The sequence below is a fragment of the Microbacterium sp. LWS13-1.2 genome (assembly GCF_040144835.1).
Lineage (GTDB): Bacteria > Actinomycetota > Actinomycetes > Actinomycetales > Microbacteriaceae > Microbacterium.
Genome location: NZ_CP151632.1, coordinates 1,162,319 through 1,187,963 on the forward strand (window position 1 = coordinate 1,162,319; position 25,645 = coordinate 1,187,963).

24 protein-coding genes are annotated in these 25,645 nt (G+C 70.3%); 15 read left to right on the forward strand and 9 right to left on the reverse strand.

The window, feature by feature from the left end:
- Window positions 1-2: 2 nt before the first annotated feature.
- The 3 genes from nrdE to nrdH form a co-directional block, all read right to left on the reverse strand.
- Window positions 3-2,156, reverse strand: a complete 2,154-nt coding sequence (nrdE, locus tag MRBLWS13_RS05615) for a class 1b ribonucleoside-diphosphate reductase subunit alpha (RefSeq protein ID WP_349428040.1) — start codon at window positions 2,154-2,156, stop codon at window positions 3-5.
- Window positions 2,141-2,572: a class Ib ribonucleoside-diphosphate reductase assembly flavoprotein NrdI gene (nrdI, locus tag MRBLWS13_RS05620; RefSeq protein ID WP_349428041.1), complete on the reverse strand. Its 432-nt coding sequence runs from the start codon at window positions 2,570-2,572 to the stop codon at window positions 2,141-2,143. Before nrdI ends, nrdE begins: the two co-directional genes overlap by 16 nt.
- Before the next feature lie 69 nt (window positions 2,573-2,641).
- Window positions 2,642-2,875 (reverse strand): glutaredoxin-like protein NrdH, encoded by a 234-nt coding sequence (nrdH, locus tag MRBLWS13_RS05625; RefSeq protein ID WP_194413491.1) that lies wholly within the window; start codon window positions 2,873-2,875, stop codon window positions 2,642-2,644.
- 370 nt (window positions 2,876-3,245) lie between these two features.
- On the opposite strand from nrdH, the gene MRBLWS13_RS05630 reads away from it, so the two are divergent.
- On the forward strand, window positions 3,246-4,454 hold the full coding sequence (locus MRBLWS13_RS05630) for an MFS transporter (RefSeq protein ID WP_349428042.1): 1,209 nt from the start codon (window positions 3,246-3,248) through the stop codon (window positions 4,452-4,454).
- 16 nt (window positions 4,455-4,470) lie between these two features.
- On the opposite strand, the gene MRBLWS13_RS05635 is transcribed toward MRBLWS13_RS05630, so the two are convergent.
- Window positions 4,471-4,875, reverse strand: a complete 405-nt coding sequence (locus MRBLWS13_RS05635; RefSeq protein ID WP_349428043.1) for a pilus assembly protein CpaE — start codon at window positions 4,873-4,875, stop codon at window positions 4,471-4,473.
- A 65-nt stretch (window positions 4,876-4,940) separates the two neighbouring features.
- Between MRBLWS13_RS05635 and MRBLWS13_RS05640 the strand changes: the two genes are divergently transcribed.
- On the forward strand, window positions 4,941-5,699 hold the full coding sequence (locus MRBLWS13_RS05640; RefSeq protein WP_349428044.1) for an alpha/beta hydrolase: 759 nt from the start codon (window positions 4,941-4,943) through the stop codon (window positions 5,697-5,699).
- Between the two features lie 33 nt (window positions 5,700-5,732).
- Here the strand turns inward: MRBLWS13_RS05640 and MRBLWS13_RS05645 are convergent, their stop codons facing one another.
- Complete coding sequence (locus tag MRBLWS13_RS05645) at window positions 5,733-6,740, reverse strand: TIGR00341 family protein (RefSeq protein ID WP_349428045.1); 1,008 nt, start codon at window positions 6,738-6,740, stop codon at window positions 5,733-5,735.
- On the opposite strand from MRBLWS13_RS05645, the gene MRBLWS13_RS05650 reads away from it, so the two are divergent.
- The 6 genes from MRBLWS13_RS05650 to MRBLWS13_RS05675 all read left to right on the forward strand — a co-directional run bounded on the left by MRBLWS13_RS05650 (window position 6,739) and on the right by MRBLWS13_RS05675 (window position 11,618).
- Entirely contained in the window at window positions 6,739-7,941 is a 1,203-nt protein-coding gene (locus MRBLWS13_RS05650; protein WP_349428046.1) for an acyl-CoA dehydrogenase family protein, read from the forward strand. The two genes, MRBLWS13_RS05645 and MRBLWS13_RS05650, sit on opposite strands and share 2 nt — an antisense overlap.
- Window positions 7,942-8,052: 111 nt before the next feature.
- Window positions 8,053-8,469, forward strand: a complete 417-nt coding sequence (locus tag MRBLWS13_RS05655; protein ID WP_349428047.1) for a hypothetical protein — start codon at window positions 8,053-8,055, stop codon at window positions 8,467-8,469.
- A 20-nt stretch (window positions 8,470-8,489) separates the two neighbouring features.
- Window positions 8,490-9,761 carry a DUF445 domain-containing protein gene (locus MRBLWS13_RS05660; RefSeq protein WP_349428048.1) on the forward strand — a complete coding sequence of 424 codons (1,272 nt, stop codon included), beginning with the start codon at window positions 8,490-8,492 and terminating at the stop codon, window positions 9,759-9,761.
- Window positions 9,762-9,882: 121 nt separating this feature from the next.
- Window positions 9,883-10,233: a gamma-glutamylcyclotransferase family protein gene (locus tag MRBLWS13_RS05665; RefSeq protein WP_349428049.1), complete on the forward strand. Its 351-nt coding sequence runs from the start codon at window positions 9,883-9,885 to the stop codon at window positions 10,231-10,233.
- A 21-nt stretch (window positions 10,234-10,254) separates the two neighbouring features.
- Complete coding sequence (locus tag MRBLWS13_RS05670) at window positions 10,255-11,151, forward strand: agmatinase family protein (RefSeq protein WP_349428050.1); 897 nt, start codon at window positions 10,255-10,257, stop codon at window positions 11,149-11,151.
- Window positions 11,148-11,618, forward strand: a complete 471-nt coding sequence (locus MRBLWS13_RS05675; RefSeq protein WP_349428051.1) for a histidine phosphatase family protein — start codon at window positions 11,148-11,150, stop codon at window positions 11,616-11,618. Before MRBLWS13_RS05670 ends, MRBLWS13_RS05675 begins: the two co-directional genes overlap by 4 nt.
- Window positions 11,619-11,751: 133 nt before the next feature.
- Here MRBLWS13_RS05675 and hutI read toward each other — a convergent pair whose 3' ends face one another.
- The 3 genes from hutI to hutH are packed head-to-tail and all read right to left on the reverse strand — an operon-like array spanning window position 11,752 to window position 16,253.
- Entirely contained in the window at window positions 11,752-12,945 is a 1,194-nt protein-coding gene (gene hutI / locus MRBLWS13_RS05680) for an imidazolonepropionase (RefSeq protein ID WP_349428052.1), read from the reverse strand.
- Between the two features lie 25 nt (window positions 12,946-12,970).
- A complete protein-coding gene (hutU, locus tag MRBLWS13_RS05685; RefSeq protein ID WP_349428053.1) occupies window positions 12,971-14,665 on the reverse strand; it encodes a urocanate hydratase in 1,695 nt (564 codons plus the stop codon).
- Between the two features lies 1 nt (window position 14,666).
- Complete coding sequence (gene hutH, locus MRBLWS13_RS05690; protein ID WP_349428054.1) at window positions 14,667-16,253, reverse strand: histidine ammonia-lyase; 1,587 nt, start codon at window positions 16,251-16,253, stop codon at window positions 14,667-14,669.
- Between the two features lie 61 nt (window positions 16,254-16,314).
- On the opposite strand from hutH, the gene MRBLWS13_RS05695 reads away from it, so the two are divergent.
- The 3 genes from MRBLWS13_RS05695 to MRBLWS13_RS05705 all read left to right on the forward strand — a co-directional run bounded on the left by MRBLWS13_RS05695 (window position 16,315) and on the right by MRBLWS13_RS05705 (window position 19,071).
- The gene (locus MRBLWS13_RS05695; RefSeq protein ID WP_349428055.1) at window positions 16,315-17,139 is read left to right on the forward strand and encodes an IclR family transcriptional regulator; all 825 of its coding nucleotides are present in this window, start codon (window positions 16,315-16,317) and stop codon (window positions 17,137-17,139) included.
- Window positions 17,140-17,200: 61 nt separating this feature from the next.
- Window positions 17,201-17,788, forward strand: a complete 588-nt coding sequence (locus MRBLWS13_RS05700) for a helix-turn-helix domain-containing protein (RefSeq protein WP_349428056.1) — start codon at window positions 17,201-17,203, stop codon at window positions 17,786-17,788.
- Window positions 17,785-19,071, forward strand: coding sequence for an MFS transporter (locus MRBLWS13_RS05705; protein ID WP_349428057.1), 1,287 nt, complete (start codon window positions 17,785-17,787; stop codon window positions 19,069-19,071). Before MRBLWS13_RS05700 ends, MRBLWS13_RS05705 begins: the two co-directional genes overlap by 4 nt.
- A 30-nt stretch (window positions 19,072-19,101) precedes the next feature.
- Here MRBLWS13_RS05705 and MRBLWS13_RS05710 read toward each other — a convergent pair whose 3' ends face one another.
- Window positions 19,102-20,112 (reverse strand): LacI family DNA-binding transcriptional regulator, encoded by a 1,011-nt coding sequence (locus tag MRBLWS13_RS05710; protein WP_349428058.1) that lies wholly within the window; start codon window positions 20,110-20,112, stop codon window positions 19,102-19,104.
- 216 nt (window positions 20,113-20,328) lie between these two features.
- Between MRBLWS13_RS05710 and MRBLWS13_RS05715 the strand changes: the two genes are divergently transcribed.
- From MRBLWS13_RS05715 to MRBLWS13_RS05730, 4 genes are read left to right on the forward strand one after another with little or no spacing between them, the layout of a single operon-like run.
- Window positions 20,329-21,591 carry an extracellular solute-binding protein gene (locus MRBLWS13_RS05715; protein WP_349428059.1) on the forward strand — a complete coding sequence of 421 codons (1,263 nt, stop codon included), beginning with the start codon at window positions 20,329-20,331 and terminating at the stop codon, window positions 21,589-21,591.
- A gap of 7 nt (window positions 21,592-21,598) precedes the next feature.
- The gene (locus MRBLWS13_RS05720) at window positions 21,599-22,774 is read left to right on the forward strand and encodes a sugar ABC transporter permease (protein WP_349428060.1); all 1,176 of its coding nucleotides are present in this window, start codon (window positions 21,599-21,601) and stop codon (window positions 22,772-22,774) included.
- Window positions 22,771-23,682 carry a carbohydrate ABC transporter permease gene (locus MRBLWS13_RS05725; protein WP_349428061.1) on the forward strand — a complete coding sequence of 304 codons (912 nt, stop codon included), beginning with the start codon at window positions 22,771-22,773 and terminating at the stop codon, window positions 23,680-23,682. The genes MRBLWS13_RS05720 and MRBLWS13_RS05725 overlap by 4 nt, the downstream gene beginning before the upstream one ends.
- Entirely contained in the window at window positions 23,679-25,637 is a 1,959-nt protein-coding gene (locus MRBLWS13_RS05730) for a glycogen debranching N-terminal domain-containing protein (RefSeq protein WP_349428062.1), read from the forward strand. Before MRBLWS13_RS05725 ends, MRBLWS13_RS05730 begins: the two co-directional genes overlap by 4 nt.
- Window positions 25,638-25,645 lie beyond the last annotated feature (8 nt).

Below are 25,645 nucleotides of genomic sequence, written 5' to 3' on the forward strand. Positions count from 1 at the left end.
GGCTACAGCGTGCAGCTCACGCACATGTCGAGCTCGGTGCCTTCGAGGGCCATCTGCCGCAGACGGATGTAGTAGATGGTCTTGATGCCCTTCTTCCACGCGTAGATCTGCGCCTTGTTGATGTCGCGAGTGGTCACGGTGTCCTTGAAGAACAGCGTGAGCGACAGGCCCTGGTCCACGTGCTGCGTCGCGGCCGCGTAGGTGTCGATGACCTTCTCGTAGCCGATCTCGTACGCGTCCTCGTAGTAGTCCAGGTTCTCGTTCGTCATGAACGGAGCCGGGTAGTAGACGCGACCGAGCTTGCCTTCCTTGCGGATCTCGATCTTCGACGCGATCGGGTGGATGGAGCTCGTCGAGTTGTTGATGTACGAGATCGAGCCGGTCGGCGGCACCGCCTGCAGGTTCTGGTTGTAGATGCCGTGCTGCTGGATCGAGGCCTTCAGCGCCGTCCAGTCCTCCTGGGTCGGGATCGGGATGCCGGCGAACAGCTCCTTCACCTTCTCGGTCTGGGGAACCCACGCCTGGTCGGTGTACTTGTCGAAGAACTCGCCCGACGCGTACGTCGAGTCCCAGAACCCGTCGAACACCTCGCCGCGCTCGATCGCTATGAGGTTCGAGGCCCGCAGCGCGTGGAAGACGACCGTGTAGAAGTAGATGTTCGTGAAGTCCAGGCCCTCTTCCGAGCCGTAGTGGACGTGCTCGCGGGCGAGGTAGCCGTGCAGGTTCATCTGACCGAGGCCGATGGCGTGCGAGCGGTCGTTGCCGTCCTCGATGGAGCGCACCGAGGTGATGTGGCTCTGGTCGCTCACCGCGGTCAGCGCACGGATCGCCGTCTCGACGGTGCGGCCGAGGTTGCGGCCATCCATGGCGAGCGCGATGTTCATCGACCCGAGGTTGCACGAGATGTCCTTGCCGATCTCGGCATACGAGAGGTCCTCGTTGTACGTGGTCGGGGTGTTGACCTGGAGGATCTCCGAGCAGAGGTTGGACATGTTGATCCGGCCCTTGATCGGGTTGGCCTTGTTCACCGTGTCCTCGAACATGATGTACGGGTAGCCCGACTCGAACTGGATCTCGGCGAGGGTCTGGAAGAACTCGCGCGCGTTGATCTTGGTCTTCTTGATGCGCGGGTCGTCGACCATCTCGCGGTACTTCTCGGTGACCGAGATGTCGCCGAACGGCACGCCGTAGACGCGCTCCACGTCGTACGGCGAGAAGAGGTACATGTCCTCGCCGTTCTTGGCGAGCTCGAACGTGACGTCGGGGATGACGACGCCGAGCGAGAGCGTCTTGATGCGGATCTTCTCGTCGGCGTTCTCGCGCTTGGTGTCGAGGAAGCGCAGGATGTCAGGGTGGTGCGCGTTGAGGTACACCGCGCCCGCGCCCTGACGCGCGCCCAGCTGGTTGGCGTACGAGAACGAGTCTTCGAGCAGCTTCATCACGGGGATGATGCCGCTGGACTGGTTCTCGATCTGCTTGATCGGCGCACCCGACTCGCGGATGTTCGACAGCAGCAGCGCCACGCCGCCGCCGCGCTTGGACAGCTGGAGCGCCGAGTTGATGCCGCGGGCGATCGACTCCATGTTGTCTTCGATGCGCAGCAGGAAGCACGAGACGAGCTCGCCGCGCTGGGCCTTGCCCGTGTTGAGGAACGTCGGCGTCGCCGGCTGGAACCGGCCCGAGACGATCTCGTCGACGAGTTCGAGCGCGAGCGTCTGGTCGCCGTCGGCGAGGCCGAGGGCGGTCATGACCACGCGGTCCTCGAAGCGCTCGAGGTACCGCTTGCCGTCGAACGTCTTCAGCGTGTAGCTCGTGTAGTACTTGAACGCGCCCAGGAACGTCTCGAAGCGGAACTTCTTGCCGTAGGCGTGGTCGTTGATCTTCTGGATGAACTCGAACGGGTACTTGGCGAGCACCTCGGGCTCGTAATACTCCTTCTCGACCAGGTAGTCCAGGCGCTCCTTGAGCGAGTGGAAGAACACCGTGTTCTGGTTCACGTGCTGCAGGAAGTACTCCCGCGCAGCGCGCTTGTCGGCGTCGAACTGGATCTTTCCATCGGCGTCATAGAGGTTCAGCATCGCGTTGAGGGCGTGATAATCCATGCCCTCGAAGCGTGCCTCCGTCTTGAAGTCGGTCTGCGTCAGAGTTCCCACCATCGTTCCAATCCCGCGTTCACGCGTTCCACATCTTCAGGCGTGCCGAATACCTCGAGCCGATACAAGTGCGGCACGTTGCACTTGCGGCTGATGATGTCGCCGGCGAGACAGAAGTGCTCGCCGAAGTTGGTGTTCCCCGCGGAGATGACCCCGCGGATGTGGCGCCGGTTCCGTTCGTCATTGAGGAACCGGATCACCTGCTTGGGAACGGCGCCCTTCTCGAGGCCCCGCCCTTGGCCTCCGCCATAGGTGGGAGTCACGAGGACGTACGGCTCGTCGACCACGAGCTCCGGATCCGTCGCATGCAGCGGGATCCGGAGCGCTCGCGCTCCGAGCTTCTCGATGAAGCGTGCGGTGTTGCCCGACACGCTCGAGAAGTAGACCAGCAGCGGTGTCTCAGTTGCTACGACGCCCATGATGCCCCTTGCTCGGACACACCCGACGGCGGTCGTTGAGCTCCGTCGAAACGGGTGGGCTGCGTCGAACTACGCCAGCCGCGCTGCGAGTTCGTCGATCTTGTCGGGACGAAAGCCCGACCAGTGGTCCTCATCGGTGATGACGACCGGCGCCTGGAGGTACCCCAGCGCCTTGACCTGCTCGAGGGCCGAAGGGTCCTGCGAGAGGTCATGGATTTCGTACTCGATCCCCTTGGAATCCAGTGCTCGATACGTCGCCGTGCACTGCACGCACGCGGGCTTCGTGTAAACCGTGATCGCCATGTCGATTCCGTCTCCTCAGTGCTTCCCCCGGTGGCATCCGGTGCTCTTCCCGGTAGTCCCCCCACCGGGAGTCCAATACTACATATGGGTACCGACATCCGATAGCACCACAAGGGCTAGTAGTTACATCCGTGTGATTTTCCACCGTTCTCCCCACGTACAACACAGGTTCTCCACGGATTCATCCACAGCCTGGAGCGGTGGAAAAGGCCAGGATCACGGTGCTTTCGCGAGCCTGGCGGCATCTCTCCACAGCCAGACCGTAGATCCGGGCTCCGACATCGGATCGGCCTGTGGAGAAGTCCTCCGGCGTGTCGCGGGAGTGTCGCGATCGTGTCGTGCGCGTCGGCGCGTGTCGTAACGTTGACAGGTGGCCGGCTACCGGGATCTTCTGCGCACCCCCGGGGTCGCCCGCATCATCGCGGCGCAGCTGACCGCGCGCTTCCCGAACGGGATGATCAGTCTCGTGATCCTCCTGCACATCGAGGGGATCACCGGCTCCTACGGCGCGGCGGGCATCGTGCTGGCGGCGGTGTCGATCGGACAGGCGCTCGCGGGCCCGGTCACGAGCCGGTGGATGGGCCGCTGGGGCATGCGCCGTGTGCTCACGCTCACGACGGCCGTGTCGGCGGCCTCCCTGCTGGCGATCGCGTTCCTCGTCGTGCCCGTGCCGGTCTACATCGTGCTGGGGTTCATCGCCGGCGCGGCGACGCCGCCCATCGTCGCGGCGGTCCGCACCATTTACGCGAAGATGGTCAACTCGACGCAGCTCACGGCGCTGTACTCGCTGGACGCGTCGCTGCAGGAGGTCATCTGGATCCTCGCCCCGGTGCTCATCACCTTCGTCGCAACGCAGGCGGGGACCGTCACCGGCCTCGTGCTCGTCGTGGTGTTCCTGGTGGGCGGCGGGGCGTGGTTCATCCTCTCCCCCGAGGTCGGCCGGGTGCGCATCCCGCGCAGCAAGCGCTCCTTCGGCACCGTGCTGACGCGTCCGCCCATCCTGCTGGCGACGGTCATCGGCTTCCTGCTCGTCGGCTCGTTCGCCGCCGTGGAGGCGAGCGTGGTGGCGACCTTCGACCACGGCGGCCTCGAGGCGGGGCTCGTGCTCGCCGTGTTCGCGATCGGCAGCCTCGCCGGCGGCCTCGCGTTCGGGCACCTGCCGATGGGCAGCTGGGCGATGGCCCGGCGACTCACCGTGGTCACCATCGGTCTGGCGCTGACCGCGCTGTGGATCAACGTGTGGTGGATCGGCAGCACCCTGTTCCTGGCCGGCATCGGCATCGCGCCGGCGCTGGCCGTGCTCTCGGCGGTCACGATCGCCAGCGTCAAGTTCAGCGACACCGCCGAGGCGTTCGGGTGGGTGGGCACCGGCCAGCTCATCGGCGCCGCCGCCGGCTCGGCCGTGGCGGGGCTTCTCATCGACGGTCCGGGCGGGGTGACGGCAGCCTACACCGCCGCAGCGGCGTTCTGCGCGCTCGGGCTGGTCGTCGCGATCGTGTTCGCGCGTGGCCTGCCCGACCTGCGGGTGCGGGGCGCGAGCCCGATCCCCGATACCGAGCCGATCGCGACGATCGGCTGAGGTCCCCCGCCGGATCTCACGCGAGGCGCCGCAGCATCTCCAGCAGCGCCAGGGCATAGGCGTCCGCGGGCTCGGGATGCTCGAACGCCAGGCGCTCGCCGCCGAGCACGATCTCGACCTCATGCGTGTCGGGCAGGCGCCGCAGACCCCGGAAGGCGCCGCGCAGCAGCTCGCGCAGCTGGTGCTCGTGCGGCAGCCACAGCGCGTCCTCGAGCGCGACGGAGTCCAGCGCCCACTCGGTGGTGCCGTTGAAAGCGAGGATGCGGCCGGTCGGGTACTCGCGCGGCTCGATGGTCATCTCGCTGACCGTGAAGACGTCGGCCTCGAACTCGGGCTCATCGAGCTGGAACCGGTCGCCCGAGCGCGGGTGCCACACCAGCCCTGTTTCGCGCAGCGCCACAGCCATTTCCGTCGAGATCACGCCAACCCCCGCATCTATCCTGCCGTGCGTCGGGACGGCCGGGGCCGCGCTCCTAGGCTGAGCGTATGCCCAGTCGCGTCATCCTCCCCCGCCTGTCCTGGGGCTCGCCCCCGGCCGAGCGCCGCGCACTGCTCATCCACGGCCTCGGCTCGAACGGCGCGCTGATGTGGCGCTACGGCGTCGCACTGGCGGACGCCGGCTGGCGGGCGGATGCCGTCGACCTGCGTGGACACGGCATGGCGCCGCGCGCGCTCGACTACACGCTGGCCGCGTACGGGGCCGACGTGGTCGGCACCAGGGCGGGCGCCGACCGGCCGTGGGACCTCGTGATCGGGCACTCGCTCGGCGGTGCCGCATCCGTGCTCGCCGCCGCCGAGGATCCGTCGTGGACGCGCCGGCTCATCCTCATCGACCCGGCGATCATGCTCACCGATCGCGACCGCGACATCGTGCGCAACAGCCAGACCCGGGCGTTCGACGACCCGTCCGAAGAGGCCGTGCGCGAGGAGCACCCGTACTGGCACCCGCAGGACATCGAGCTGAAGGCGCTGTCGGCCCAGCAGGCCAGCCGCTGGGCGGTCGAGCAGACGAGTGCGCAGAACGTGCAGTGGGACGTGACGGATGCCGCCCTCCGTGTCTCGGTGCCCACCCACGTCATCGCGTCCGATCCGCACGTCTACTCGATCTTCCGCGGCAAGCCCGCCGAGGCCGCCGTCGCCCGCAACCCGGTGTTCACCGTCTCGGTGGTGGCGGATGCGGGACACTCGCCCCATCGCGATCGGCCCGAGGCGACGATCGAGGCGCTGCGCGCCGCGCTCGGCTGACCCCGGGCGCCCCGCAGCCCGTCGCGCGGCCGGCTACTGGACGGGGATCTCGACGCCCTGCCCGACGTCGACCACGACACCCACGAACGACGGGACCACTGCGGCAACCGCCTTCTGGAGCTCGTCGAGCGGCGGGGTCTCGCCGTCCTCGGTGGTGACCTCGATCGTCGCGGTCGCGCCCGACCAGTCGACGCCGTAGACGCGGGCGCCCTCGTCGTCGGCGAGCCATTGCGTCGCGGCGCTCTGGATCCCGACCGACCAGCGCGCGAGCGCCACCGAGACGACCGAGTTGACGACCAGCGGGATCGTGATGACGACGGCCAGCAGTGTGACGATGGTGTAGGCGCGGCGGCGATTGGCGACGCGCGAGGATCCGGGATCGCGCGCGTACCCGGCGAGGGTGAAGACGATGCTCCCGGCGATGACGAGTGCGACGACGTTGGAGAGGAAGAGCCACAGCGCACCGACGGCGTCCGTCCAGAGACCCTGGCCCGCACAGACGCCGACCACGCCGAGCGGCGGAACGAGAGAGATCGCGATCGCCACTCCCGGGAGGATGGCGCTCAGGTCCTTGCGGCACATGGCGAAGCCGCCCGCGAAGCCGGTGGCGAGCGCCGCCACCAGATCCATGAAGCTCGGTGACGTGCGGCCCACGACCTGGGAGTTGGTCTCCAGACTCTCCGGCGTGGAGACGAAGACCGAGAACGCGAGTCCCAGCACGATCACGATGGCGACCCCGAGGAGCACCCAGAGGATCGACCGCACCACGAGGCTGAGGTGCCCTCGGACGATGCCGAGGCCGATGCCGAGTATCGGCGTGCCCAGCGGCGCGATGATCATGGCGCCGATCACCGTCGCCGTGGAGTCGGTCAGCACGCCCGCGATCGCGATGATCCCGGCGAGCGTCAGCATGATGAGGAATCCGCTGCGCTTGCCCGCGCGGTCCCCGGACCCCAGGTCGAGCGCCTCGGTGACCTCCGCCGCCGTCTGCCGCTGCGTGGCGGGGATGAGCGCCTGCATCATCTCTGAGAGCGTCGCCATGCGCACATCATGGCGTAAGAATGGCGGGGTGACCCCCAACGATGCCGCCGACCTCCTTCCGGACGAACTCCTCGAGCGCTTCCGCGCCCGGGCGGCGGTGCACGACCGCGAGAACACCTTCCCCGACGACGATCTGGTGGATCTGAAGGATGCCGGCTACCTCGCGATCCTCGTGCCCGAAGATCTCGGCGGTGCGGGGCTGGGCCTCGCCGAGGCATCCGTGCTCCAGCAGCGCCTCGCGAGCGCGGCGCCGGCGACGGCACTCGCGATCAACATGCATCTGGTGTGGACCGGGGTCGCGAAGGTGCTCGCGGATCGTGGCATCGACGCGCTGCGGTTCGTGCAGGAGGGTGCGGCGGCCGGCGAGGTGTTCGCCTTCGGGATCAGCGAGGCCGGCAACGACCTCGTGCTGTTCGGCAGCGGGACGGATGCCGCTCCCCTGCCCGATGGCGGGTACTCGTTCACCGGCACCAAGATCTTCACCTCGCTCGCCCCGGTGTGGACGCAGCTGGGGCTGCACGGCCTCGACACCTCGTCGGAGGACGCGCCGCGCATGGTCTACGCGTTCGTGCCGCGCTCGGAGGTCGAGGTCGGCCGCGTGGTGGTGCGCGACGACTGGGACACGCTCGGCATGCGCGGCACGCAGTCCCGGACGACCGAGCTGCGGGATGCCGTGGCACCGGCCGACCGGGTGGTCCGCCGGCTCGCCCCGGGACCCAACGCCGACCCGCTGGTCTTCGGCATCTTCAGCGTCTTCGAGCTGCTGCTCGCATCCGTGTATACCGGCGTCGCGCGGCGGGCGCTCGACCTCGCGGTGGCGGCCGCCGGCAAGCGCACCTCCCAGCGCACCGGCAAGGCGTACAGCCAGGATCCCGACATCCGCCGGCGCATCGCCGGCATGGCGCTCGCGTACGACGCGCTGCCGTCGCAGATCGAGGCGCTCGCGCGCGACGTCGACGAGCTCGCCGACCACGGGGCGCGGTGGTTCTCGCTGCTCGCGGGCGTCAAGCATCGTGCGGTCACGGCCGCGAAGTCGATCGTCGACGATGCGATGCTTGTCGGTGGCGGCTCGTCGTACTTCTCCGCCAACGAGCTGAGCCGGCTCTACCGCGATGTCCTCGCGGGCCTCTTCCACCCGTCCGACCCCGAATCCGCGCATGCGACGGTCGCGACCGCGTGGCTGGGGCCGCTCGAGGACTGAGCCGATCCCCCTCAGCCGGGCAGCGCCCGCGTCAGCAGCTGCATGAGGCGGATGTGCACGCGGAAGCTCCGCAGCATCTCGCGGGTGGAGTGGAAGTTCAGGACGATGCGGATGCCGCGCTCGGGCACCGTGACGGTCTCGGATGCCGCCGCCGACGCCCGCGGCAGCAAGCCGTACACGGTGACCGATGCCGGGCGCCGCGCCTGGCGGGAGTGGATGCTCTCCCCGGTCACCGGCGGAGACATCGAGACCATCGCGCTCGCGCGCACGTTCTTCGTCGGCCTCCTCGACGAGCGGAGCGAACGCCGGCAGGTGGTCGGCGCGATCCGTGCCCGCGTGGAGTCCCACCTCGCCGAGCTCGACGCCGTCGCACGCGGCGTCGACGCGGCAGAGATCCCCGCAGAGTTCGCCGACGTGTTCGCCTTCAGCGCGCGACGCTGGATTACGGCATCCGGTCGAATCTCCTCGCCCATACCTGGTGCGACGAGCTCGCCGCAAGCCTCGATGCGTAAGGCGCCCGCGCGCTGAGCGCGTGCGAGGATGACCCCATGGCGCGGACCCCGACCCATCTGCTGAGCCCGGCCGACCAGGACCGCCGCCGGGGTCTGCGCACCATGAAGGGCGTCGCCCTCGGCGCGCTGGTGTTCATGGCGGTGCTGTTCGCGTTCTCGTTCGCCTTCCAGCAGGACGTCCCCGCGCTCGCGTACGTCCGCGCAGCCGCCGAGGGCGGCATGGTCGGTGCGCTGGCCGACTGGTTCGCGGTGACGGCACTGTTCCGGCATCCGCTCGGCATCCCCATCCCGCACACCGCGATCATCCCCAGCCGCAAAGACGAGATCGGCCGCACGCTCGGCGAGTTCGTCGAGACCGAGTTCCTCCGCGCCGAGGTGGTGCGCACCAAGCTCGATCAGACCGCGATCGCCGCCCGGCTCGGCGAGTGGCTGAGCTCGCCGGCGCACGCGGAGCGGGTCGCGGCCGAGGGGTCCGTCATGGCGAGCAGCGTCCTGCGGGCGCTGAGCGACGACGACGTGCGCGACGTCATCGAGGAGCTCGCCCGCGAGCACCTCATCACGCCGGAGTGGGGGCCGCCGCTCGGCGAGTGGCTCGGCCGCATCGTCGAGGCCGGCGCGCACCGCGGCGCCGTCGATCTCGCCGCCGACAGCATCGCGGCGTGGCTCGCCGCCAACCAGGCATCCTTCTCCGGCGTCATCTCGCGGCGCCTGCCGGGATGGGTGCCCTCGATCGCGCACCGGTTCGTCGACGACACCGTCTACAACGAAGCCGTCAAGTTCGTGGCCGCCGTACGCGCCGACCCGAGCCATCCCGCGCGCGTCGCGATCGACGCCTACCTCAACCGCCTCGCGGCGAACCTGCAGCACGACCCGGCGACGATCGGGCGCTTCGAGGATGCGAAGCTCGCGGTCTTCGACAGCCCTCGCGTGCGCGACCTGGCCGGCGAGGTGTGGACCACCGCGAAGGCCGGGCTGCTGCGCTCCCTCGCCGACCCCGGGAGCGGGCTCCGACGGCGCAGCGTCGAGGCGCTGGTCGAGATCGGCGGGCGGCTGATGACGGATGCCTCCCTCCAGCGCCGCGTGGACTCCTGGGTCACCGATGCCGCCGTCTTCCTCGTCGACCGCTATCGCCATGACATCGCGTCGATCATCACCGACACCGTGGAACGATGGGACCCCGCCGAGACGACGGAGAAGATCGAGCTCATGGTCGGACGCGACCTGCAGTACATCCGTCTCAACGGCACGATCGTGGGGGCGCTGGCGGGCCTCGCGATCTTCTCCATCGCGCACGCGGTGCTGGGCTGATCGCGCACGCCGTGCTGGGCTGATCGCGCACGCTCTGCGGGGCTGACCGGCGTGCGCGGTCGCGTGTAAACACTGCGTGAAGACCCGGGAGCGCGGCGACGCCGCGCGTTAGCCTGATGCCGTGTCGGTGGATGAGCCCCTCGAGTACCTGTTCAGCTACGGGACCCTGCAGCACCCCGACGTCCAGCTCGACACGTTCGGGCGCCTGGTCGAGAGCGAGGACGACGCGCTCCCGGGCTACACCGTGGACTACGCCGAGATCGAGGACACCCGGGTGGTAGACCTCTCGGGCCTGTCGGTGCACCCCATCGTCCGCGAGACCGGCAACCCGCTCGACAAGGTCGTGGGCAAGGCTCTCGTCGTCACCGAGGACGAGCTCGACGCGTCGGACGAGTACGAGGTGGCGCTGTACCGCCGTATCGCGGTCGTGCTCGCGAGCGGTCGTTCCGCGTGGGTCTACGTCGCGGCCTGACCGGACCGGTAGCGTCGAGGCGTGACGCTCGCCCATGACCCACTCTGGCCCCGCGCCGGCGCGTGGCCTGCCATCGACGACGGCGGCTGGGATGCCGCGATCCTCGGTGTCCCTGCGTTCCGCACCTCGCTCTCCCCGACCGGCGCGCACGCCACGCCCGGCGCGATCCGAGAGGCTCTGCACCGGTACAGTCCGACGCTCCTCGGTCCGCCCCCGCTGGACCTCGGCGAGGTGCTGCGCGTCGCCGACGCCGGCGACGTCGACGAGCCCGACGGGCCCGCGGGCGAGGCATCCGTCCGCTCCGCGGTGGCGGCGCTGCGGGAGCGCGCCGACCTCGTCGTCGCGCTCGGCGGCGACAACTCGATCACGTACGCGGTCACGCAGGGCGCTGCGGCCGGCGGACTCATCACCATCGATGCGCATTTCGACCTGCGCGACGGGGTCTCCAACGGGTCGCCGGTGCGGCGGCTCGTGGAGGACGGCCTCGACCCCCGGCGCGTCGTCCAGCTCGGCATCGCCGACTTCGCGAACTCCGTGGCGTACGCGCAGCGCGCGGCCGACCTCGGGATCACCGTCGTGACGATGGACGATCTGCGACAACGGGGCGCGGCCGACGTCGTCGCCGAGGCGCTGGAGATGGCGGGCGCCGAGGGCGGCGGCGTGCATCTCGACATCGACGTCGACGTGTGCGACCGCTCCGTCGCGCCCGGGTGCCCGGCATCCGTTCCCGGCGGGCTCGCCGCGTGGGAGCTGCGTGCGCTGGTGCGCACCGTCGCCTCGGATGCGCGCGTGCACAGCGCCGACATCGCCGAGGTCGATGCGACGGCGGATGCGCCGGACGGGCGCACGGTGCGGCTGGCGGCGCTGTGCGTGCTCGAACTCCTCGCCGGAAAGGCCCTGCGAAAGGTGGCGTCATGATCCGTCTCGTGCTGGTGCGGCATGCCAAATCGGACTGGGGGGACTCCAGCCTCGACGATCACGACCGTCCGCTGAACGACCGCGGCATGCGGGACGCGCCGCGCATGGCGGCCCGGCTCGCGGCGAGCGGGTTCAGACCCGACATCATCCTGTCGAGCACGGCACTGCGGGCGCGGACGACGGCCGAGGCCTTCGCCGCCGAGCTGGGTGCGGCGGTCTCACTCGACCCCGAGCTGTACGGCGCCCCGGCGTCGAAGATCCTCGAGTCGGCCGCGGCGACCCGTGCTCCGGCGGTCATGGTCGTCGCGCACGACCCCGGAATGAGCGCACTGACCGCGCGCCTCTCGGACGACGACATCGCCCACATGCCGACGTGCGCTGTCGCGACCTTCATCTGGGCGCAGGACGACTGGGATGTCGCGGCCGTCGTCGATCCCGACAACTGGACGTTCGACGCCCCCCGCTGACCAGGGTCCGCCGCGCCTGCTCCACACGAGGTACGGCGCGGAGTTCGCCGAGCGCTGACGACTCGACAGCCGTCCGCCCGCCTGTCACGATTTGTCGCTGCGCCCCCCAGATCGTGACAGGCGAGCGGTCGTCTCACAGCCGCGCGCCACCCGTCCACACGGCGTGCACGAGCGGCACACCGGGACGGTAGGCGAGGTGCACGCGCGTCGGCGCGTCGAGCATCACGAGGTCGGCGCGCATGCCGGGGGCGAGCGCGCCGACGTCGTCACGGCGCAGGGCCCGAGCGCCGCCCGCGGTCGCGGCCCAGACCGCCTCGGACGGCGTCATGCCCATCTCGCGGACGGCGAGGGCCACCATGAGCGGCATCGAGCTCGTGAAGCTCGAGCCGGGGTTGCAGTCGCTGGCGAGCGCCACCGTCACTCCGGCGTCGATCAGCCGTCGCGCGTCCGGGTAGGGCTGTCGCGTCGAGAACTCCACGCCGGGCAGGAGCGTGGCTACCGTGTCCGAGCCGGCCAGCGCGGTCACATCGTCGTCGTCGAGATACGTGCAGTGGTCGACGGATGCCGCGCCCATCGAGACCGCCAGGCGCACGCCCTCGCCGGGTCCGAGCTGGTTGCCGTGCACGCGCGGCTCGAGGCCGTGCGCGACGCCGGCCGCGAGGATCCGCCGCGACTCCTCCGGGCTGAAGGCGCCGCGCTCGCAGAACACGTCCACCCACCGGGTGTGCGGCGCGCAGGCGCGGAGCATCTCGTCGCACACGAGGTCGACATAGGCGTCGCGGCGGTCGGCGTACTCGACGGGCACGATGTGGGCGCCGAGGAAGGTGACCTCCCGGGTGACCTCTGCGGCCAGGCGCGCCAGCCGCTCCTCATCGGCGACGGTGAGCCCGTAGCCCGTCTTGATCTCGAAGGTCGTCGTGCCCTGGCCATGGAGTTCGGTCACGAACCCGGCGAGGCGGGCGCGCAGCTCATCGTCCGTCGCCGCCCGCGTCGCCGCCACCGTGCGCCGTATGCCCCCTGCGGCATACGGCGTGCCGGTCATGCGCGCCTCGAACTCGTCGGCACGATCCCCGCCGAAGACCAGGTGCGTGTGGCTGTCGACGAAGCCCGGGATGACCGCTCGGCCTCCGGCATCCACGACCGACTCCCCGGTCTCCGAGCGAGCGAAGCGCGACGCGACGTCGTGGGCCTCGGTCCCGACGCCCACCCATGCGATCCGGTCGCTCTCGATCACCACTGCCGCGTCGTGCAGCGTGCCGCACGGGTCGCCGTCGCGCTCGACGTTCGTCGTCAGCTCCGCGATGTTCGTGATCAGCGTCGTACCCACGGCGTCCGTCCGTCCATGTCCAGGGCTACGCATCGAGCATCGGCACCTGGAGCCCGCGCTCGCGCGCGACCTCCCTTGCACGCTCGTAGCCGGCGTCCACGTGGCGCATGACGCCGGTGCCCGGATCGTTCGTGAGCACACGGGCGAGCTTCTCGGCGGCGAGCGCGGTTCCGTCGGCGACCGTGACCTGCCCGGCATGGATGCTGCGGCCGATGCCGACGCCGCCGCCGTGGTGGATCGACACCCAGGCCGCACCCGACGCGGTGTTGAGGAGCGCGTTGAGCAGCGGCCAGTCGGCGATCGCGTCGGACCCGTCGGCCATGGCCTCGGTCTCACGGTACGGACTCGCCACGGAACCGGCGTCGAGGTGGTCGCGGCCGATGACGATCGGGGCCGACAGCTCGCCTGAGGCCACCATCTCGTTGAACTTGAGGCCTGCGAGGTGGCGCTCCTGGTAGCCGAGCCAGCAGATGCGCGCCGGCAGCCCTTCGAAGTGCACGGCGTCGCTCGCCTTGTCGAGCCAGCGCACGAGCCCGGCGTTGTCGGGGAAGAGCGCCTTGACCGCCTCATCGGTCTTGCGGATGTCCTCGGGGTCTCCCGAGAGGGCGACCCAGCGGAACGGTCCGCGCCCCTCTGCGAACTGCGGGCGGATGTACGCCGGCACGAAGCCCGGGAAGTCGAAGGCACGCTCGAACCCGCCGAGCTGCGCCTCGGCGCGGATCGAGTTGCCGTAGTCGAAGACCTCGGCGCCGGCATCCTGGAATCCGACCATCGCGGCGACGTGCTTCGCCATGCTGCCGCGGGCGCGGGCGGTGAATGCCTCGGGATCGCGGGCGGCCTCCGCCTTCCAGTCCTCGAACGCGATCCCCACCGGCAGGTACGCGAGCGGGTCGTGTGCGCTGGTCTGATCGGTGACGATGTCGACGGTGACCTCGCCCGCGCGCTGGCAGAGCAGGATGTCGCCGAAGACCTCTGCGGCGTTGCCGACGACGCCGACCGAGACCGCCTCGCCCGCAGCCTTCGCCGCGACGACCCGTGCAAGCGCGGCGTCGAGGTCGGTCGTGTACTCGTCGAGGTAGCCGTGCTCGACACGGCGGGCGAGGCGCGACTCGTCGACGTCGACGATGAGCACCGCTCCCCCGTTGAGCGTCACGGCGAGCGGCTGCGCGCCGCCCATCCCTCCCGCGCCGCCCGTCAGTGTCAGCGTGCCGGCGAGATCGTCGCGGCCGAGCGACCGCGCGACCGCGGCGAACGTCTCGTACGTGCCCTGCAGGATGCCCTGCGTGCCGATGTAGATCCACGAGCCGGCCGTCATCTGGCCGTACATCGTGAGGCCGAGCGCTTCGAGCCGCCGGAACTCGGGCCACGTCGCCCAGTCGCCCACGAGGTTCGAGTTGGCTATGAGCACGCGCGGCGCCCACTCGTGCGTGCGGAAGACGCCTACGGGCTTGCCGGACTGCACCAGCAGCGTCTCATCCGGCTCGAGCTCGTCGAGCGTGCGCACGATCGCGTCGAACGCCGCCCAGCTGCGCGCCGCGCGGCCGGTCCCGCCGTAGACGACGAGATCTTCGGGGTGCTCGGCGACCTCCGGGTCGAGGTTGTTCATGAGCATGCGCTTGGCGGCCTCGGCGCCCCAGCTCTTGGCGGTGCGTTCTGGGCCGCGCGGTGCGCGCACTGCGGGGGCCTTCACGCCGGTCGTCGAACCTGTCGAATCGGACATCTCACTCCTTCGTGGTGGTCTGGTAGGCGGCCCGTGCGACGGCTCCCGACGCGACGAGCGTGGTCGCCGCCTCGATCTCGGGCGACAGGAACCGGTCGGGCCCAGGACCCCCGGCGACGGTGCGCACCAGGTCGCGGACGGCGCCGGTGGCGGCGGCGGGCCGCAGCGGTGCGCGCAGGTCGAGGGCGCGCGCTGCCGTCAGCACCTCGATCGCGAGGACGCGCGAGAGTCCGTCGATCGCCCGGCGCAGCTTGCGGGCGGCGGCCCACCCCATCGACACGTGGTCCTCCTGCATCGCTGACGAGGGGATGGAATCGACGGATGCCGGCACCGCGAGTCGCTTCAGCTCCGAGACGATGCCCGCCGCCGCATACTGGGCGATCATGAACCCCGAGTCGACGCCCACCTCGTGCGCGAGGAACGGCGGGAGCCCGTTGCTGCGGGCCGGGTCGAGGGCGCGGTCGGTGCGGCGCTCCGAGATCGAGGCGACGTCGGCGACGGCGATCGCGAGGAAGTCGAGCACGTACGCCACGGGCGCCCCGTGGAAGTTGCCGTTGGACTCGACGCGCCCGTCGTCGGTGATGACGGGGTTGTCGACCGCGGCGGCGAGCTCTCGCGTGGCGATCATCAGCGCGTGGTCGGCGGTGTCGCGCGCGGCGCCGTGCACCTGCGGCGAGCACCGCAGCGAATACGCATCCTGCACACGCGTGCAGACGGCCCGGTCGCGGTGCGACGCCACGATCGGCGAGCCGGCGAGGACGGCACGCAGGTTCGCTGCCGACACCGCTTGGCCCACCTGTGGGCGCAGCGCCTGCAGGTCGGCGGCGAACACCGCGTCCGTGCCCAGCTGCGCTTCGACCGACATGGCCGCAGCGACGTCGGCGGTGTCGAACAGCACCGAGATGTCGTGCAGCGCGAGCAGCAGCATCCCGAGCATGCCGTCTGTGCCGTTGATGAGCGCGAGCCCCTCCTTCTCACGGAGCACCAGTGGTGTGAGGGATGCCGAGGCGAGGGCGTCTGCGGCGTCGACCTCGTCGCCGTCGGCGTTGCGGACGCGCCCCTCGCCCATCGCGGCGAGTGCCACGTGGGACAGCGGGGCGAGGTCCCCCGAGCAGCCGAGCGAGCCGTACTCGCGGACGATCGGGGTGATGCCGGCGTTGAGCATGCCCGCGTAGGTCTCGACGACGACCGGGCGCACGCCGGTGTGGCCGGTGGAGAGGGTCTGCAGCCGCAGCAGCATGAGGGCGCGCACGACCTCGCGCTCGACCTCGGGTCCGGTGCCGGCGGCGTGCGAACGGATCAGGCTCGCCTGCAGCTGCACGCGGCGCTCGGCGGCGATGAAAGTGGTGGCGAGCGCGCCGAAGCCTGTCGAGATGCCGTAGTGCGGCTCGGGGTCGTCGGCGAGTCCTTCCACGAGGGCGCGAGCGGCGACGACGCGCTCGAGTGCTTCGGGCGACAGGGCGACGTGCGCGCCGTGCCGGGCGACGGCGACGACGTCCGCGGGGTTGAGGGGCGCCGCGCCGACGGTGACCGCACCGCGGGTGAAGGCACCGGTGTCGCTCGCGGGAGGGGGCGTGACGGTGGTCATGCTCCGATTCCACACCGCGGGACTGCCGCGCGACAGCAGACCGTGCCATCCTGTGTCTGTCATGCCAGACAGCCACGATTCCTCGTCCGACCGGCAGCCGGCTGCCCCCGCACGCCCGCAGGTGCCCGCCGCCGACCAGACGCTGCGGATCCTGACGTTCCTCGCACGTCAGCGCGGACCGGCGCCGGCGAGCGTGATCGCGACGGCGCTCGGCATCCCGCGCTCGAGCGTCTATCACCTGCTCGCCACTCTGCAGGAGCACCATTTCGTGGTGCACCTCCCGGAGGAGCGGCGATGGGGCCTGGGCCTTGCCGCGTTCGAGCTCGCCGGAGGGTACTCGCGGCAGGAGCCGCTCGCCCGTCTCGGACGCCCGGTGCTCGCCGATCTCGTCGATCGCGCCGGCGAGAGCGCGCACCTCGCCGTGATGCACGGCCGCGACGTGCTGTACATCGTCGAGGAGCGCGCACCGCGTAGGCCCGCGCTTGTGACGGACGTCGGCGTCCGTCTGCCCGCGCACCTCACCGCGACGGGCCGGGCGATGCTCGCGGCGCTTCCTCGCGAGCAGGTGCGGGCACTCTTCCCGGATGCCGCGGCCTTCGCCGATCGCACCGGCCGCGGCCCCCGTCGGCCGAGCGAGCTGCGCGAGCTGCTGCGCGAAGTGCGGGTACAGGGCTGGGCCATCGAGGACGGCGAGGTGACGCTCGGGCTCGGGTCGGTCGGCGTCGCCGTACTCGACCACGTCGGCTGGCCGATCGCGGCGATCGCGGTCACCTATCCCGCCGAGGGCAAGCGCGACCCGGCGGCGTTCGCCGCTCTCGTCGCCCCCATGGCGACGGAACTCGTCCGGCGGATCCGCGGCGCACGGCCCGCGAGACCAAAACTCTGAAAGGCTCTTGCAGATCTCTCCATCGGAGCGCATAATCTGAAACGACCTTTCAGATTGGACGATGATGGCCGAACCCGAGATCAGACGCACGATCACCGACCCGGCGGCCCTCGACGCCCTCGCCCACCCGGTGCGCCTCGACCTGCTGAGCTTCCTGATGTCGCACGGTGCGGCGACCGCCTCGGAGTGCGCGCGAGCGGTCGACGACAACCCTTCGAACTGCAGCTATCACCTCCGCGTGTTGGCCAAGCACGGCCTGGTCGAGCCGGTCGAGTCCGACGACGGCCGCGAGCGCCCGTGGCGTGCGACCATCACCGGCCTGAGCCTCGATCTCGACTCCGACGACCCGTCGGTCGTCGCCAGCGCGACGGCGATGCTCGAGGCCTCCGTCCAGCTCGACTACCAGCTGGCCCGCGAGCATGTGCGGCGCCGCGACCGCATCGAGGGTCCGTGGCGAGATGTCGACGCCCACGCCCAGTACGGTCTGCAGGTCAGCCCGGACGAGCTGCGGTCCATCGTCGAGCGCATCGACGCCATCGTCCGTCCCTACATCGCGGCGACGCGGCAGGACGCTCCCGAAGACGCCGCCATCGCGAACCTCTCGCTGCTGGCGTTCCCGCGCCCGACGTTCGGCGAGGCCGCGAAATGACCTCCCGCACCGCCTTCGCGATTCCCGCGTTCCGCCGACTCTGGGCGGCCGGGCTCATCTCCGACACCGGCGACTGGCTGCTGTTCATCGCGCTTCCGCTCGTCGTGTTCCAGCTCACCGGCTCGGCGCTCGGCACGTCCATCGCGTTCCTGGTGGAGCTCGTGCCCGCGGTCGTGGTGGCGCCGCTCGCCGCCCGGCTCATCGGCCGGTTCGACCGCCGTTGGATCATGGTCGCGGTCAACATCGGCCAGGCCCTCGCGCTCCTCCCCCTCCTCTGGGTGAACGAGGTCGCCGACCTTCCGCTGGCGTACGCCGTCATCTTCGTGCACGCTTCGCTCAGCACGCTGTTCGAGCCGGCCAAGAACACGCTGCTGCCCGATCTCGTCGACACCGAGCAGCTGGTCTCGGCCAATGCACTGATCGGCCTGAACCAGAACCTCGGCAGGCTCATCGGCGGCCCGCTCGGCGGCGTCCTTCTCGCCGTCGGGGACCTTGGCCTGATCGTCGCCGCCGATGCCATCACGTACATCGTCTCGGCGGTGCTCATCGCGACGCTCCCCGCAGTGAAGACAGCCGCGCATGACGCCGGCAGCGCCGACGCGCCCGTCGATGCCGCCCGCCCCGACACCGCCGGCGCGCGACCGGTCGGTCTGGTCGAGGCGCTGCGCATCCCGCGGCTGCGCGGCGCGTTCGCGGTGATCCTCGTCTCGAGCGTCGCCCAGGGCATGTTCCTCGTGCTCTTCGTGCTGTTCGCGCTCGGCCCGTTGCGAGGGTCGGATGCCGGCGTGGGCCTGCTGCGCGGCATCCAGGCGGTCGGCGCGGTCCTCGCGGGCGTCGTCCTCGGGTTCATCGCCCGCGGATCGTCGCCGCGGGCGCTCACCGCGGCCAGCCTGTTCGCGTTCGGCGTCCTCTCCCTCGTCACCTGGAATCTTCCGACGGTCACCACCGAGATCTGGCCCTACGTCCTGCTGTTCGCGGCTGTCGGGGCGCCGGGGGTGATCATGATCGCCGGCCTGATGAGCGTGCTGCAGGAGCAGTCGGAGCCCCGTCAGCGAGGCGCCGTGTTCGCCGCGGTCGGGCTGGTCAGCGCCGTCGGGCAGGCGCTCGGCATCCTGCCGGGCGCTCTCTCCGACGGCGCGATCGGGCTGCTTCCGCTGCTGGAGGCACAGGGATGCCTGTACCTGCTGAGCGGCGTGATCGCGCTGCTGTGGCTCCCCCGCGCGGCGGATCGCCCGACACCGAAGGCGGCAGGCGCCAAGGATGCCGTGAGCCGCACGCCGTAGGCAGCGGCGGCGCAGGGAGTGGCCGCTCCGCTATCGCAGCACGAGCTGCGGCTCGACCAGCACGTGCGCCGACCCGGCGGCCGGAGTCCGCGGCGCGACGACGCTCCCCGATGCGCCCATCAGCAGCTCGAGGACCCCCACCGCGACGCGCTCCGGCAGCTGCTCCACGCTGCTGAGCCCCATGGCCTCTGCGGCCGGGGTGTTGTCGAACCCGATGATGGGCAGCTCGGCCATGCCGGCGGAGGCAGCGGCCAGATGCGCACCGATCGCGAGGGCGTCGCTGGCGCACACGATCCCGTCGACCCCTTCGCCGTCCGCGAGGAACTCCTCCACGACGGCGCGGGCGAGACCCACGCCCTCCTCGCTCACGAGCCGGCGGCCGTCGGCGTCCGCGGTCGCCATCGCCTCGCGCCAGCCCCGCTCCCGCTCGTCGCCGGTGCCCGATCCTACCGGCCACCCCAGGAAGGCGACTCGCGAACCGCCCCGTGCGAGCACCTCGACCGTGGCCGCGCGCGTTCCCGCTGCACCGTCGACGTCCACCCACAGGTGCGCGGGGACCGCCACGTCGTCCTCGCCCCACGGGCGCCCGAACGAGACGAAGGGGATGCCGCGGTCGGCGAGCCACCGTGTGCGCGGGTCGCCGGGGAAGGTTCCCGTGATGACGACCGCGTCGATCTCGCCGCCATCGGTGAGCTCGCGCATGCGGTCGATCTCCTCGGCCGGCGATCGCGCTGCGTAGAGCTGGATGCGCATGCCACGATCGCTCGCGTGCTCGGTCAGCGCGTGCACGAATCGGTCGAGGACGACTCCGGAGATCCCGCCGGCGTACGGGTCGAGGTGGATGCCGATGGTCGAGCTGCGGCGCGTACGCAGCCGCCGCGCCGCCACCTGCGGGCGATAGCCCAGCTCCGAGATCGCCTGGCGCACGCGCTCGCGTGTCTTCTCGCGCACGATGTCGGGGGTGTTGAGGACGTTCGACACCGTCTGCCGTGAGACACCCGCGGCGAGCGCGACGTCTTCGACCGTGGGCGGCTTCGCCATGATCGTTCCCTTCCCTGCCCTAGGCGTCGGATCGGATCGTTCAAATCGTTATCCTACGGGCGCGCCAACCCCCTTGACACTCACGGTCGACAGTTTCTACCGTGGCATCACGAACGAACTTTGATCGTTCAAATTTCGGGCGCCCCCCACAGTCGCTCGACAGCACATGCGCGATCGATGCCGATCCCGAAGCACTCATCGAAGGAGAAGAGACTCATGACACGGCACACCACACGCGGCCTCCTCGGGGCGGGCGCGCTCCTGATAACCGGAGCGCTGGCCCTCACGTCCTGCGGCTCCGGATTCGACGACGGCGGGGGCGGGGGCGGCGGTGACGCCGGCTCCGGTGAACTGACGTCGAGCGACGATGCCCTCACCGTCCTCATCGGCACGTCGGGTGATGCGGAGACGACCGCCGTCGAGGACGCCGTCGCGGCATGGTCGGAGGAGGCCGGGGTCGAGGCGACCGTCCAGGTCGCCAACGACCTTCCGCAGCAGCTCTCGCAGGGCTTCGCGGCGGGCGATCCGCCCGACCTGTTCTACCTCGCGACCGAGGCGCTCGCCGGCTACGCCGGGAACGGCTCGCTCGTGGCCTACGGCGACCAGCTGGAGAACAAGGACGACTTCTACCCGTCGCTCGTCGAGAACTTCACATTCGAGGACGAGTTCTACTGCGCACCGAAGGACTTCTCGACCCTGGCTCTCGTCATCAACAAGGGACTGTGGGATGCCGCGGGCCTGACCGATGCCGACATCCCGACCACGTGGGAACAGCTGGCGACCGTGGCGCAGACCCTGACGAAGGACGGCGTCGTCGGCCTCGGCTTCGGACCCGAGTACCAGCGCGTGGGCGCGTTCATGGCGCAGGCGGGCGGCGGCCTCGTGGAGGACGGTGAGGCCATCGCCAGCAGCCAGGAGAACGTCGACGCCCTCACCTACGTGCAGGGCAACATGACGGCGGGCACGTTCGCCTACTCATCCGACGTCGGTGCGGGATGGGGTGGCGAGGCGTTCGGCAAGCAACTGACCGCGATGACCATCGAGGGCAACTGGATCACGGGCGCGATGACCAACGACTTCCCCGACGTGCAGTACGTGGTCGCCGAGCTTCCCGAGGGCCCCGCCGGCAAGGGCACGCTGCAGTACACCAACTGCTGGGGGATGGCGGCCGACAGCCCCAACCAGCAGGCGGCACTCGACCTCGTGCAGTACCTGACGAGCACCGAGCAGCAGCTCGCGTTCTCCGAGGCGTTCGGGGTCATGCCCTCCATCGAGTCCGCGGCAGAGCAGTGGACCAGCGACAACCCCGATCTCGCCGCGTTCCTCGCGGGGGCGGACTACGCGCAGGGCATCCCGACGTACGACGGCACGGCGGACGTCATCACCGACTTCAACGCCCAGCTCGAGGGCTTGAAGACCGGCGACCCGCAGGAGATCCTCGACTCGGTGCAGTCGAACCTCGAGGCGATCGTCGGCTGAGCGAGCCATGACCGCGACCGCCACCGCGCCTCGCCGCGCGCGGAGCCCCCGATCGGGGATCCGCCGCGGCGAGGCCGCCGCGGGGTGGATCTTCACCCTCCCCGTGATCATCATCCTGGGCGTCTTCCTGCTCATCCCGGTGCTCATGGCGCTGTGGGTGAGCGTCTCCGACTGGTCGGGCCGGGGCAGCCCCTTCTCGTCGGCCGTCGGGTTCGTGGGAATCGAGAACTACGCGGCCGTCACGACGGGCGACGGCCTCGCCACGCGCGACTTCGGCACGGCGATGCGCAACAACGCCTGGTACGTGCTCCTCGTCGTGCCGCTGCAGACGGCGCTGTCGCTCTTCCTCGCGGTCCTGGTCAACGGCGCGGTGCTGCGCGGTCGCGGCCTCTTCCGCACCGCGTTCTACTTCCCCTCCGTCACCGCGACGGTGGCGATCATGGTGCTCTGGCTCTTCCTCTTCAACGCGATCGGTCCGGTCAACGCGATCCTCGCCGCGATCGGCATCGACGGCCCCAACTGGTGGGCGGATCCGAGCGGGATCCTCCACAACGCACTGGCCGCGGTGGGCATCACCGACGGCCCCGCCGTACTGACCCAGAACGATTTCCTCGGCGTCTCGTGGTGGAACTGGCTCGCGGGTCCCTCGGTCGCGATGTCGGCGATCATCCTCATGGGGATCTTCACGACGAGCGGCACCTTCATGCTGCTGTTCCTCGCCGCGCTGCAGAACATCGGACCCGAGATCCAGGAGGCCGCAATGGTCGATGGAGCCAACGCGTGGCAGCGGTTCTGGCGGGTGACCCTGCCGCAGCTGAAGCCGGCGCTGTTCACGGTGCTCACCCTCGGTCTCATCGGCTGCTGGCAGGTCTTCGACCAGATCTACACCGGCACGCAGGGCGCGCCCGGCAAGACCACCCTGACCCCGGCGTATCTCTCGTACGACGCGGGCTTCCTCGATCAGCACTGGGGACAGGGCGCTGCGATCGCATTCATCCTCTTCGCGATCATCGTGCTGTTCACGATCTTCCAGCGCTGGGTGCTGCGCGAGCGCCCGGTCTCACGGCGACGTGCGCGCCAGTACCAGCTGCCCACCCGCCCGGCGACCGCCACGCCGGCGACCGTCGCCGCCGACCAGGCACCGAGTCCACCCGATCCCGCCGAGACGAGGGGGCGATCATGACCGGCACGACCATCGATGCCGCCCCCACGGCGGCGTCGCCGAAGCCCGCACCGCGCGCGCCATCCGATGCCCGTCGCAAGACCTCACGCATCGGCTGGCAGATCGCGCTTTACACCCTGCTCGTCGCGATCGCCCTGTTCTACATCTATCCCTTCCTGGTCCAGATCGGGACGTCCTTCAAGACCGACGCCGAGGCGGCGAGCAACCCCATCGCCCTCGTTCCGCAGACGTGGACGACGGCGGCGTACGAGCGGCTGTTCCTGCGGAGCGACTTCCCCGTGTGGTTCCAGAACTCCACGATCGTGACGATCACCGTCACGCTCGGGCGCGTGTTCTTCGTGTCCCTCGCGGGCTACGCCCTGGCCCGGCTCAATTTCCGCGGGCGCGGCGTCGTGTACGCGGGGGTCATCGCCGTGATGGCCGTGCCGGGCGTGGTGCTCCTCATCCCGCGGTTCCTCGTCATCAACCAGCTGGGCATCTACGACTCCTACGCCGGGATGATCCTTCCACTCCTGGTGGACGCCGCCGGGGTGTTCATCATGAAGAACTTCTTCGAGTCGATCCCGGTCTCCGTGGAGGAGCAGGCGCGCATCGACGGCGCCGGGACGTTCCGGATCTTCTGGTCGGTGGTGCTGCCGATGGCACGTCCGGCGCTCATCACGATCATCATCCTGTCGTTCCAGGGTTCGTGGAACGAGCTCTCCCACTTCATCGTGTCCACACAGTCGCCGGAACTGACCACCCTCACCAAGGGCGTCGCGTCGCTGGCATCGGGTCAGCTCAGCCAGGGCAGCCAGTATCCGATCAAGCTCGCCGCGGCGCTGATCATGACAGTCCCCGTCGCCGTCATGTTCTTCATCTTCCAGCGACGGATCATGAATGCCAGTGAAGGAGCCGTCAAGGAATGAGTCCCGCCTCGTCCCCCTCGTCCACCACGCCCTCGAAGCCGCTGCAGCCGCTGCTGAACGCGGCGACGATCGTCTTCCGGGCACCGACGCAGGCCTGGTCTGCTTCGAACGGTGAGCTCGGCTCCGCCGCCATCGACGGCGTCTATCACGGGGATGTGCGACACATCCGGGCGATCGCGCTGGCGTGCCCGGACTCGGCGATCGAGTGGATATCGGCGGCGCCCGACGGCGCCGACCGGGTCGTGTTCGGCGGGCTGCTGCGCGGACTCGACGACCCCACCCCGGATCCCAAGGTCCGGCTGACGCGCGACCGCCGCGCGGCGGCAGGGCGGCTCACCGAGACGCTGACCATCGCCTCGCGGCTGACCACGCCGATAACGACGACTCTCTCGCTGCGACTGAGCCCCGAGTTCGCGCCGCTCCACGACGTGAAGGGCGGCCTCCCCCGTGCGCGCCCGGTCGACATCCAGATCGAGCAGGATCCGGATGCCGAGGCCACCGTCGCGGCGGGCCCGCAGCAGTTCGTCCTGCGCGCAGCCGACGCGCGACTCGAGCGCGAGGGCGACGACATCGTCGCGACCTGGGCTGTGCGGGTGGCCGCGGGTGGTCGCACCGAGCTGGCGTGGTCTGTCGAACTCCGAGACGACGCGCTGGTGGTGCGTGAGGCCTCGAGTCCCGCCCCTTGGAACGCGGGAGCGCTCGCCGAGGGTGTGCGCTCCGACCAGCCCCGGCTCGCCCGGTGGCTCGAGACGGCGCTGAGCGATCTCGACGCCCTGCGCCTGGCTCTTCCCGATCACCCTGAGGACGAGTTCTTCGCCGCGGGGACGCCGTGGTTCTTCACGCTGTTCGGGCGCGACGCGCTCTGGGCCGCGCGGCTCGCGCTGCCGGTCGACGTGGGCATCGCGGCATCCACTCTCCGCGTGCTCGCCCGACTGCAGGGCACGGAGGACGACCCCGACACCGCGCAGGAGCCGGGCAAGATCCTGCACGAGCTGCGCGCGACGACGCTCGAGATGCCCGGCGAGGGCATCGTCCTGCCGCCGCTTTACTACGGAAGCGTCGACTCGACGCCGCTGTGGGTGTGCGTCCTCGCGGACGCGTGGCAGGCAGGGATGCCCGAGGCCGAGGTCCGCGACCTGCTTCCCGCGCTGGTCCGAGCGCTGCGGTGGATCATCGAGCACGGCGACAGCGACGGCGACGGCTTCCTGGACTACGTCGACCGCACCGGCCGAGGACTCGCCAACCAGGGCTGGAAGGATTCGGGCGACTCGATCCAGTGGCGCGACGGCACCCTCGCCCAGGGGCCGATCGCGCTGTGCGAGGTGCAGGCGTACGCGTATGAGGCGGCGATGTCGGGGGCGGAGCTGCTCGAAGCGCTGGGCGAGGACCTCGATCCAGACCTCGCGGCACCGGTGCCGGAGGATCTGCGCACGTGGGCGGCCGGACTGCGCGCGCGGTTCGCCGAGGCGTACTGGGTGCAGACTCCGGAGGGCCGTTACCCGGCCATCGCCCTCGATCGCGACAAGCGGCCCGTCGACACGCTCACGAGCAACATCGGCCATCTGCTCGGCACCGGCCTGCTCGACCCGGATGACGAAGCCCACGTCGCGTCCCTGCTCGTGGGCCCGACTATGTCGAGCGGCTACGGCATCCGCACGATGTCCACGGCGGCCGCCGGGTACTGGCCGCTGTCGTATCACGGCGGCAGCGTCTGGACCCACGACAGCGCGATCTGCGCGCATGGGATGGCGCGCGCAGGGCTCTGGATTCCCGCTCGCCGGGTCATCGAGGGCCTACTGGCGGCGGCCGACGGGTTCGCCTACAGGGTGCCGGAACTGCATTCCGGCGACCCGGCGTCCGCGACCTCCGTGCCGACACCGTATCCGGCGGCGTGTCGGCCGCAAGCGTGGTCGGCGGCCGCTGCGATCGTCTGTCGCGAGATCCTGCGGGAGTGACGTGCCGG

What these genes read in the sequence shown, in the direction of transcription:
- nrdE (WP_349428040.1), bottom strand. Translation starts at nt 2,156, where the DNA reads ATGGTGGGAACTCTGACGCAGACCGACTTCAAGACGGAGGCACGCTTC.
- nrdI (WP_349428041.1), bottom strand. Translation starts at nt 2,572, where the DNA reads ATGGGCGTCGTAGCAACTGAGACACCGCTGCTGGTCTACTTCTCGAGC.
- nrdH (WP_194413491.1), bottom strand. Translation starts at nt 2,875, where the DNA reads ATGGCGATCACGGTTTACACGAAGCCCGCGTGCGTGCAGTGCACGGCG.
- MRBLWS13_RS05640 (WP_349428044.1), top strand. Translation starts at nt 4,941, where the DNA reads ATGCCCAGTCGCGTCATCCTCCCCCGCCTGTCCTGGGGCTCGCCCCCG.
- MRBLWS13_RS05650 (WP_349428046.1), top strand. Translation starts at nt 6,739, where the DNA reads ATGCGCACATCATGGCGTAAGAATGGCGGGGTGACCCCCAACGATGCC.
- MRBLWS13_RS05645 (WP_349428045.1), bottom strand. Translation starts at nt 6,740, where the DNA reads ATGGCGACGCTCTCAGAGATGATGCAGGCGCTCATCCCCGCCACGCAG.
- MRBLWS13_RS05655 (WP_349428047.1), top strand. Translation starts at nt 8,053, where the DNA reads ATGCCGCGCTCGGGCACCGTGACGGTCTCGGATGCCGCCGCCGACGCC.
- MRBLWS13_RS05660 (WP_349428048.1), top strand. Translation starts at nt 8,490, where the DNA reads ATGGCGCGGACCCCGACCCATCTGCTGAGCCCGGCCGACCAGGACCGC.
- MRBLWS13_RS05675 (WP_349428051.1), top strand. Translation starts at nt 11,148, where the DNA reads ATGATCCGTCTCGTGCTGGTGCGGCATGCCAAATCGGACTGGGGGGAC.
- hutU (WP_349428053.1), bottom strand. Translation starts at nt 14,665, where the DNA reads ATGTCCGATTCGACAGGTTCGACGACCGGCGTGAAGGCCCCCGCAGTG.
- hutH (WP_349428054.1), bottom strand. Translation starts at nt 16,253, where the DNA reads ATGACCACCGTCACGCCCCCTCCCGCGAGCGACACCGGTGCCTTCACC.
- MRBLWS13_RS05695 (WP_349428055.1), top strand. Translation starts at nt 16,315, where the DNA reads ATGCCAGACAGCCACGATTCCTCGTCCGACCGGCAGCCGGCTGCCCCC.
- MRBLWS13_RS05700 (WP_349428056.1), top strand. Translation starts at nt 17,201, where the DNA reads ATGATGGCCGAACCCGAGATCAGACGCACGATCACCGACCCGGCGGCC.
- MRBLWS13_RS05705 (WP_349428057.1), top strand. Translation starts at nt 17,785, where the DNA reads ATGACCTCCCGCACCGCCTTCGCGATTCCCGCGTTCCGCCGACTCTGG.
- MRBLWS13_RS05710 (WP_349428058.1), bottom strand. Translation starts at nt 20,112, where the DNA reads ATGGCGAAGCCGCCCACGGTCGAAGACGTCGCGCTCGCCGCGGGTGTC.
- MRBLWS13_RS05715 (WP_349428059.1), top strand. Translation starts at nt 20,329, where the DNA reads ATGACACGGCACACCACACGCGGCCTCCTCGGGGCGGGCGCGCTCCTG.
- MRBLWS13_RS05720 (WP_349428060.1), top strand. Translation starts at nt 21,599, where the DNA reads ATGACCGCGACCGCCACCGCGCCTCGCCGCGCGCGGAGCCCCCGATCG.
- MRBLWS13_RS05725 (WP_349428061.1), top strand. Translation starts at nt 22,771, where the DNA reads ATGACCGGCACGACCATCGATGCCGCCCCCACGGCGGCGTCGCCGAAG.
- MRBLWS13_RS05730 (WP_349428062.1), top strand. Translation starts at nt 23,679, where the DNA reads ATGAGTCCCGCCTCGTCCCCCTCGTCCACCACGCCCTCGAAGCCGCTG.